This window comes from Vibrio sp. V19_P1S1T109 (assembly GCF_002241375.1).
Taxonomy (GTDB): Bacteria; Pseudomonadota; Gammaproteobacteria; order Enterobacterales; family Vibrionaceae; genus Vibrio; species Vibrio anguillarum.
On sequence record NZ_NDIM01000235.1, the window covers coordinates 1 to 8,556 of the forward strand.

Below are 8,556 nucleotides of genomic sequence, written 5' to 3' on the forward strand. Positions count from 1 at the left end.
CACTGACATACTGACAAATTACACGAAAAGCTGCGGGTTATTTGACAAGCTGCCGAAATATTTACCGCTATGTACCTACATCAACTTCCACCGCCTTTATTTCAAGAATAATGTTTATGTAAACAGCGCGTGGATTTCTTCTAATACATGAGGATTGGCAATGGCACCTAAGTTTTTGACTGTCTCGCCATGCAGTACTTGCTTCACCGCGAGTTCTACCAGTTTTCCGGATTTGGTGCGCGGGACATCACTGATGGAATGGATCTGCGCAGGAACATGACGAGGGGAGTAGTTTTCTCTTAGGCGCTGTTTGATGGTGTTCACCAGTAGGGTGTTGAGTTCGCACTGTGGAGCCAGTTGTACAAAAAGGATGATCTGCTCATCATTATCGATTTTCTGACCCACTGCGACCGAATCTTGTATTTCAGGAAAGCTATTCACTTGCTGATAAATTTCCGCCGTGCCGATACGCACGCCTCCAGGGTTTAAGGTGGTGTCACTGCGCCCATAAAAACGTATTCCCCCATTGTCGGTCCACTCAACTTCATCACCGTGGTGCCATACACCAGAGAACTTGCTCCAATACGCATCGTGATAACGTTGGCCATCGTCATGCCAAAACCCGATGGGTTGATTAGGGAAACTGTTGCGGCAGACTAACTCTCCCCGTTGTTGTATCACGGGTTGACCAAGGTCGTTAAATACGGCGACATCAAGTCCTAAGCCTGCGCCTTGGCATTCTCCTCGATACACCGGCAATATGGGGTTGCCAAGCACGAAGCAGCCACAAATATCGGTTCCACCCGAGATAGAGGCGAGGTGTAAGTCCGCTTTTATGTTGGCGTATACATAATCAAACTGTTTTGGGTACAAAACCGAACCTGTTGAACATAATGTTTTCAGTGAGGAGAGAGGGTAGTAATCGCTCGGTGAATACGCGGTTTTTTGCAGTGCCTCTAAATATTTGGCCGATGTACCGAACAAAGTGATGTTGGCTTCTTCTGCCAAATCCCACAATACACCCGGTTGCGGATACATTGGGCTACCATCATAAATAACCAACGTAGCACCGCTAGCGAGCGCCGAAATATGCCAGTTCCACATCATCCACCCACAAGTGGTGTAATAAAACACACGATCGCCCGGTTGAATATCACAGTGTAATTGATGCTCTTTGAGATGATTTAAAATCGTACCGCCAACCGAATGGGCGATGCATTTGGGTTTACCTGTCGTACCTGATGAGTACAAGATAAACAGTGGGTCATTGAAGCCAATGCGTTCATAGCGTAGCCCACGTGGAAGGTAACTTGCGAGAATCGCATTCCAATCAGAAAAAGCGTCGTTAAAATCAGCCGTGAGTGAGCGTTGCTGTAAATATTCGATCTGACAAATGTTGTGTAGGCTCGAAATAGCATCGGCAATCTGACCGTTTTTTTCTTCCATGAGATGGGTTTTGCCATTAAACGTATACCCATTGCAGCAGAATAAAATTTTGGGTTGTACTTGGCCGAAACGTTCTACTACGCTGTCGACACCGAAATCAGGAGAGGTTGATGTCCAAACGGCTCCTAAGCTAGTAGTCGCTAACATAGCCACTAAAGTTTCGGTCATATAGGGTAAGTAACCGGCGACAACATCACCTTTTTCAACTCCATTTTGTTTTAACCACTGCTGGATAATAGAAACCTGATCACTGAGTTGCTGCCATGTTAGTTTCTTGTTTTGCCCATTTTCATTTTTAAACCAAACGGCAATGCCTTCCGGTTGTTGAAACGCATAAGAGAGCAGATTTTCCGCGTAGTTCAATTGTGCTTGGGGAAACCAAATTGTGTCTCTGGCGGCGGTGAAGTCGTCCCATCTCGCAATCCCCTCACCGTAAATGCAGTTACCACGAAAGCCGATCACATCGCAAAATTGCCACACTTCTAACCAAAATTGTTTTCTCTCGGCAACGGACCAGAGATGCAGTTGTGAGTAGCTTTCTATCGCCTCACCTTGCATATTAATGTGCTCAATAAACTGGTTTAAATTGGACGCTTTGATGCGGTCTTGGCTAGGGACCCAAAGCGGTGTGTGCGGCGTCAAATTTTCTTCAAACATAATCGCGTTCCCTACAACCCTACAAGTGGGTATATATCCGTTTATTTTCTGATCTGTTGGCACTGTTTAGTGTTGTCGGCGAACGCCGTAAAGTCAAACGGGTTGGCCATAATCATATCCCTGATATCTAAGTAAAAAAACCATAAATGTAAAATATTTGTTACGCGTGAGCGTCGTCAGATGTCGAGCCTAAGATTGGCAGACTTTTCACAAGGCGATAGGCTTAATGCAATCGGTTTGTTAAAAGGTTGTGGTATGACGCAGTATCATTCTAAGCCATTAAATAGCAAAGGTTTCATTGACTGGAGTAACGAAGAGGATCGGATTTGGTATGATCTGATCGCACGTCAAGAGACCGTCGTTGAGCAGCGAGCATGCCAAGCCTATTTGGATGGGTTAGCGATGCTGCAACTCTCTAAAGATCAGGTTCCTCAGTTGCCCGATATCAACCGTATTTTGCAACGTGAAACCGGATGGCAAGTCGAGCCGGTGCCCGCTTTAATTAATTTCGATCGATTTTTCGCCTTATTGGCAGAGAAAAAATTTCCAGTTGCCACGTTTTTGCGTAGCCGTGAAGAGTTTGACTATTTGCAAGAACCGGATTTTTTTCATGAGATTTTTGGTCATTGCGCGATGCTTACTCATCCTGATTTTGCATCATTTACTCAGGTTTACGGCAAGCTTGGGGCTAACGCGAGCCCAAAACAGAGAGCTTATTTGGCGCGGCTCTATTGGTTTACTGTCGAATTTGGTTTAGTGCAAGAAAGTGACGGTGTAAAAATCTATGGCGGAGGTATTTTATCCTCCCCCGCTGAAACCGTGTATAGCCTTGATAATCAAACGGCCATACGTGAAAAATTTGACATCCAACAAGTGCTGAGAACGCCATATCGTATTGATATCATGCAACCCATTTACTATGTGTTGGATGATCTACGAGATCTGTACCATTTGAGCCAAGAAAATCTTGTACAGCAGGTAGAAAGTGCCATGCAGGCAGGCTTGTTGGCCCCCTTATTTCAACCCAAGGAAGAGACCCATGCTTGAAGAATTACGTTGTGAAGCTTGTAGCCTTGATGCGCTAGCATTATCGATCCCCGAGCAGCAGCAACTACTCACTAAACTTGAGGGGTGGTCTCTTGTTGTACGTGATGGCATCCCCCAGTTGGAAAAAGTGTATGTGTTCAAAAACTTCAAGTTGGCGTGGGCATTTTCTAACCAAGTTGCTCAATTAGCTGAAGCGGAATTCCACCACCCCAGTTTGTTATTAGAGTGGGGCAAAGTGACCGTGACTTGGTGGAGCCATTCCATCAAAGGATTGCACAAAAACGATTTTATCTGCGCCGCAAAATGTGATGGATTAATCGATTAAAATTAATACTATCAATGTGTTAGGTTTAGATCTCGACCTGATGGTTATTTTCCCTTCGTTGTGCACTTGAAGCTGCAGCAGTGCTGGCTACGTTTGCTCAACCCAGCATAGAGTTTACTTGTGCTCATGGGGATGAGCTCACTTACCGCCTACCTGCAACTTCAACAAGTTGTTTGGATGTATCCGGTCGTTTTTCTACGCAAAAACCAAACCGTGACCTACACTTTGAAAAGCTCATAATACAAATTTCATATAAACCCAGTGGCTGGGGGCGACGATGGCTTTACAAAAAGTTGTTCATTTCTATGCGTAGGGTTTGACTATGAAAATATCAACGAAAATCATTGCGGCATGTACTATCTTGTGTTCAGTTGGCGTGGTAATCAGCGGTGGTTTTGTTGGGTGGCGAGCATCAGAGCTCTCAAGCCAAGCACTTTATGACCGAGCCGCAAATCAACTTACCTCCGTACGCGAAATCAAAAAGAGTGAAATAACTAACTATTTCAAACAGATCCGTCTGCAAATTGAGACCTTGTCTTCCGAGGTATCGACTCAAGAAGCAATGGATTCTTTTAGTCGTTCGTTCTCTCGTTATCCTGCCCACCGTATAACGCCCCAAGATACGGATGCGCTAGAACGGTATTATCGTGATCAGTTTGGTCGTACTTACCGTCAGGAAAACAATGGCAGTCAGCCAAATGAACTTGGTGCATTTGCACAGCTTTCAGAGCAGGGAAAAGCACTGCAGGCTCGCTACATCGGCGTAAACCCTAACGAGCTTGGATCCAAACATCACTTGGATTTTGATTCATTGGGCAGCAGCTATGATGAAGCTCACCGGCGTTATCACGCCTCGTTTAGGCGATTTTTAGAAGCGTTTGGCTATTACGATATTTTCCTTGTCGATTTGTCAGGCAACGTGGTTTATACCGTGTTTAAAGAACTGGATTTTGCGACCAATTTATCAACTGGCGCATATCAAAATTCGGGGCTAGGCCATGCATTTGCTAAGGCGAAAAACTTGCAAGAGGGGCAATCCTACCTCGAAGACTTTGCACCTTATTATCCTTCCTATGAGGCAGCGGCTTCGTTTATTTCGGCCCCAATTTTCAAAGAACAGCAGCGGGTAGGCACGCTGATCTTTCAGATGCCGATCGATGTGATCAACAACATCATGACATTTGGCGGTAGCTGGGCTGATGCGGGGCTCGGTAAAAGTGGAGAAACTTACCTTGTGGGGCAAGATGGTTTATTGCGCAGTCAATCACGGTTTTTATTAGAAGATCCTGAGCAATATCTTCAAACCTTAACTGATATTGGTGTTGAGCCAGCCATCATCGATCAAATCAAAACCAAGGGTTCGGCCATTGGACGTCAACGCATCAAGACCGACGCGGTACGACAGGCATTGGCGGGTGGACAAGGCCTAGAAACCATCAAAGACTATCGCAATGTTGAAGTACTTTCGGCCTACGCACCTCTGGATGTTTTGGGACAAAAATGGGCCATATTAACTGAAATCGACCAATCTGAGGCGTTACAAGATGTCTCGACTTTAGAGCGTTCAGTACTGCAGACTGTGTTGATTAGCATTGCTGTTCTTGTGGTGCTTTCACTCTTTATTTCTTACATCGTAGGAAGTGGTATATCCAAACCTATCCGCAGTGCGTCGTTAGAGCTGCATCGGATTAATCAGGAGAATGACTTAACCGCGCGTTTAAGTGAAAAGGGTAAAGATGAAATGGCGGAAGTTGCGGTTGCCTTTAATCAGCTATTTAGCAGCTTACAGAAAACCATTGAGCAGTTTGCGCGGGCGACGGAGTCACTCAACGGCAGCACTCATCGTATGTCTTCCAATATGGAGAGCACGCGAGGCGCCGTTGCCGAGCAGAGTATGAGAACAGAATCGGTCGCGGCGGCGGTAAATCAAATGAGTGCTTCAATTGGCGAGGTAGCGCAGTTTGCTAGCCGAGCTGCCGATTATGTGAAATCAGCTAATGATACAGGGTCACAAAGTGTCGACGTCGGGGAAGCGTTGGGAAATGAAATCAGTTTGTTGAGCGATGAGATGAGGATGGCGGTGGAAGCTATTGAGCGGCTCCATAGTGAAAGTAATTCTATTGCTGAAGTGCTTGATGTTATCCAAGGTATCGCCGAGCAGACCAACTTACTGGCCCTTAATGCGGCGATTGAAGCAGCACGTGCTGGCGAGCAGGGGCGTGGTTTTGCGGTCGTTGCCGATGAAGTGCGATCATTAGCAGGGCGCACGCAAACTTCTACTGAAGAGATCCGTAAAAAAATCGATTCGCTACAACATGAAATAAACAGTGTGTCGCAGGGAATTGAAAAGGCCAATAAAACCGTGGTGAAAGGGGTTGAAACCTGCCATTTGAATACGGATATGCTTGCTCAAATCATGTCAATGTTAACCGAACTGAATGACATGAATGTGCAAATTGCTGCCGCGACAGAAGAGCAAAAATCAGTAACGGATGAAATCAGCAGCAGTATTACTTCGATTGCCGATGCTTCACTGTCGGTTTCTGGACAAGTGAATGATGTTGATGGAGTGCTTACCGACCTTTCTGGGCAAGCAGAGACACTAAATAGTGAGATTGCTCAGTTCAAATATAAGGCGTAACACTAAGACATTTCCTACTTAATCAGCAACTGTGTTGGTTACGTTCGCTCCAAGCATAGAGTTATATTCGGTTTAACTATGCTTGGAGCGTTGAAGGCTCTGTCTCGTTGACCAAGTTATTGATCCAACGTTTGGAATAGATCCGTTGTGTTGTAAGGATAATTTTGACGGCCTCTTCAAGCATAATAACCATCATAACCCAATGCAAAGGCCAGCCAAGAACCAACCCTGTGTAATAAGCCAACGGAATGCCAATCGCCCATTGGCCAAATAAGTCAATGAAAATACTGTAGTTAATATCGCCGCCACTTTTTAACACGCCACCGATACCGACCATATTAAATACCCGTAGTACCATCCCAAACGCCATTACTAAGCAAACATTCACGGCCATTTGTGTATCATGCAGTGGACTTTTTTCGATCAAAGCGTAAATCCAAGGTTCAGCCAAAAAGCAGAACAATGCCAGCAGCAACGCCAGCCCGCAGCTAGTAAGTACATACCACCAAGAAGTCTGCGCGGCACGTTCGTAACGCTGTGCACCAATTTCATGTCCAAGCAAGATAGAGGCGGCCACGGCAAATCCAAGAAAGGCGGAAATGAGTACACTTTCAATGGGGGAAAGCAGTGAGATAATCGCAAGTTCAGAAACGCCCAACTGGCCGACAATAACGTTGTAAATCAAAATGCCAGCCGCCCATGCTGAATCGTGAATAATCATTGGCCTTGCGACTTTAAAATAGCGCTGTCTATGGTGTTTCATTTTTGCTTGCTGCCAGTTTTCGCGATTGGGCAATAGATGAGCGTAATGTCGCTTTACTTGCCAAAAAAGCAGCATGGTTTGGCAGCCGCGTGAGATGCTTGTGCCAATCGCTGCACCCACAACCCCCAATTCTGGAAAGCCGAACAGGCCAAAAATGAGTAAAGCGTTTAAGACAGCGTTAATAATGATGGCCAGAATGCTTACTTGAGTTGGCAACTTTGCCACGCCGACAGAACGTAGTGCGCTCTCTAGTGGCACTACTAATGCGGTACAAAATAAGCTAAGTGCTGTGATCCATAAATAATCCGTGGCTAGTGTGACGTATTGAGCATCATTGGCCACTAAAGAAACAACAGACTGAGGTATCCACAAATAGAGCAGCATAAAGGGGAGTGTAAACAGCAGAGCCACTATCCAAGACTGAGCCAATGTCCGTTTTATGCCCTCGATGTTACCTGCACCAAAATATTGCGAAGCTAACACGCTTACTGCACCGCTAGCGCCAACAATAACGATGAGATTAAAGAAAAATATTCGGTTGCCAACACCAACGGCCGCCGTAGCGGATTCACCTAATTGGCTGACCATAAAAATATCCACTACACCTAACAGTGAAAACAGCATTGACTGGAGGGATACCGGTACGCCAATATCGATCAACTTGCGCCAAAATTGACGGTCTAGCTGATGAAAGGGAGTCATAAACATGGTGCATTACCTCATTTTGATATGCGGCAAGTGTAAATCGAATCGTAATTTTTGTATTCTCTCAATACCTCTATAACTTTTGCCAAACTCTCATATGTCAGACAAGCAAGAACGGTATTCCATCTCAGATAAAACACATCAAGAATTTATTGACCAAAGTCGCGTCTTAGCATTGGAGCAAAGCGGCATTGTGCAATGCGGAATTGCAACCTGCCGCGAAATGTTTTCTGTTTATCGGAAAAATCAGAGCGTGCATATGCTGTTATACACGGTGAAGGGAAAAGGTTGGCTAACGAGTGGAACTGACCGTTACTTACTGGAACCGAGCTCATTAATTGTGGTACCAGCGGGTGTCGAAAATGGTTTTGGAATTGAAGAAGAAGAGTGGCAAGTGGTGTGGATCTTTCTTGCACCACAGCGTCATTGGAAAAACACCGTAAAAGAAGAAATACATTACACATTAACGCCTATCGCTGCGGTCATGTATGCGAGTATTCAAGCGCTGCTGCGAACCTTAACATTGCCTGCTGAGCTTGGTGAGCAGGTCGGGCAACGCATTGTTGAACAGATAGAAATCATGCTCCGAGCACCGATTGAACTACCGCTCTCGCGTACTTCGTTGCGTTTAAATCGCGTCTTTCAGCGAGTCCAGAGCCAGCTGCATAAAGATTGGACAATAGAAAATCTCGCCGCATTATTTCCTTGCTCGCAAGCTCATTTACATCGTTTATGTCAGCAGCACTTTGGCCACAGTCCTAAAGCCCACTTAACGCGAATGCGTATGGAGTACGCCGCTCGTTTGCTTGTTTCTACCGACTGGCCAATCCAACATGTCGGTGACATTGTCGGCTATCCTAACCCAGCAAACTTTAGTACTCGTTTTAAGGTATGGAGCCATTGCACACCACGAGAATTTCGTAAAAAACGAAATGATTAATTCCACGGCATTGGTAAATGGCACTCTTCATT

Annotated in this window: 6 protein-coding genes; 4 read left to right on the forward strand and 2 right to left on the reverse strand. The window is 45.5% G+C overall.

The genetic code is table 11. The annotated features are described in order from the left end of the window. Positions 1 to 114: 114 nt before the first annotated feature. Entirely contained in the window at positions 115 to 2,088 is a 1,974-nt protein-coding gene (locus tag B9J87_RS11585) for an acetoacetate--CoA ligase (RefSeq protein WP_176429519.1), read from the reverse strand. 270 nt (positions 2,089 to 2,358) lie between these two features. Here B9J87_RS11585 and phhA point away from each other — a divergent pair, with 270 nt between their 5' ends. From phhA to B9J87_RS11600, 3 genes are all read left to right on the forward strand, one after another. Further along, positions 2,359 to 3,150, forward strand: a complete 792-nt coding sequence (phhA, locus tag B9J87_RS11590; protein ID WP_017045087.1) for a phenylalanine 4-monooxygenase — start codon at positions 2,359 to 2,361, stop codon at positions 3,148 to 3,150. Continuing rightward, positions 3,143 to 3,475 (forward strand): 4a-hydroxytetrahydrobiopterin dehydratase, encoded by a 333-nt coding sequence (locus tag B9J87_RS11595; protein ID WP_094150857.1) that lies wholly within the window; start codon positions 3,143 to 3,145, stop codon positions 3,473 to 3,475. The genes phhA and B9J87_RS11595 overlap by 8 nt, the downstream gene beginning before the upstream one ends. A 316-nt stretch (positions 3,476 to 3,791) precedes the next feature. Continuing rightward, positions 3,792 to 6,116: a methyl-accepting chemotaxis protein gene (locus B9J87_RS11600; protein ID WP_094150859.1), complete on the forward strand. Its 2,325-nt coding sequence runs from the start codon at positions 3,792 to 3,794 to the stop codon at positions 6,114 to 6,116. Between the two features lie 76 nt (positions 6,117 to 6,192). Here B9J87_RS11600 and B9J87_RS11605 read toward each other — a convergent pair whose 3' ends face one another. Next, positions 6,193 to 7,587, reverse strand: a complete 1,395-nt coding sequence (locus tag B9J87_RS11605; RefSeq protein WP_064626635.1) for an MATE family efflux transporter — start codon at positions 7,585 to 7,587, stop codon at positions 6,193 to 6,195. Between the two features lie 94 nt (positions 7,588 to 7,681). On the opposite strand from B9J87_RS11605, the gene B9J87_RS11610 reads away from it, so the two are divergent. After that, the gene (locus B9J87_RS11610) at positions 7,682 to 8,524 is read left to right on the forward strand and encodes an AraC family transcriptional regulator (protein WP_176429518.1); all 843 of its coding nucleotides are present in this window, start codon (positions 7,682 to 7,684) and stop codon (positions 8,522 to 8,524) included. Positions 8,525 to 8,556: the final 32 nt, after the last annotated feature.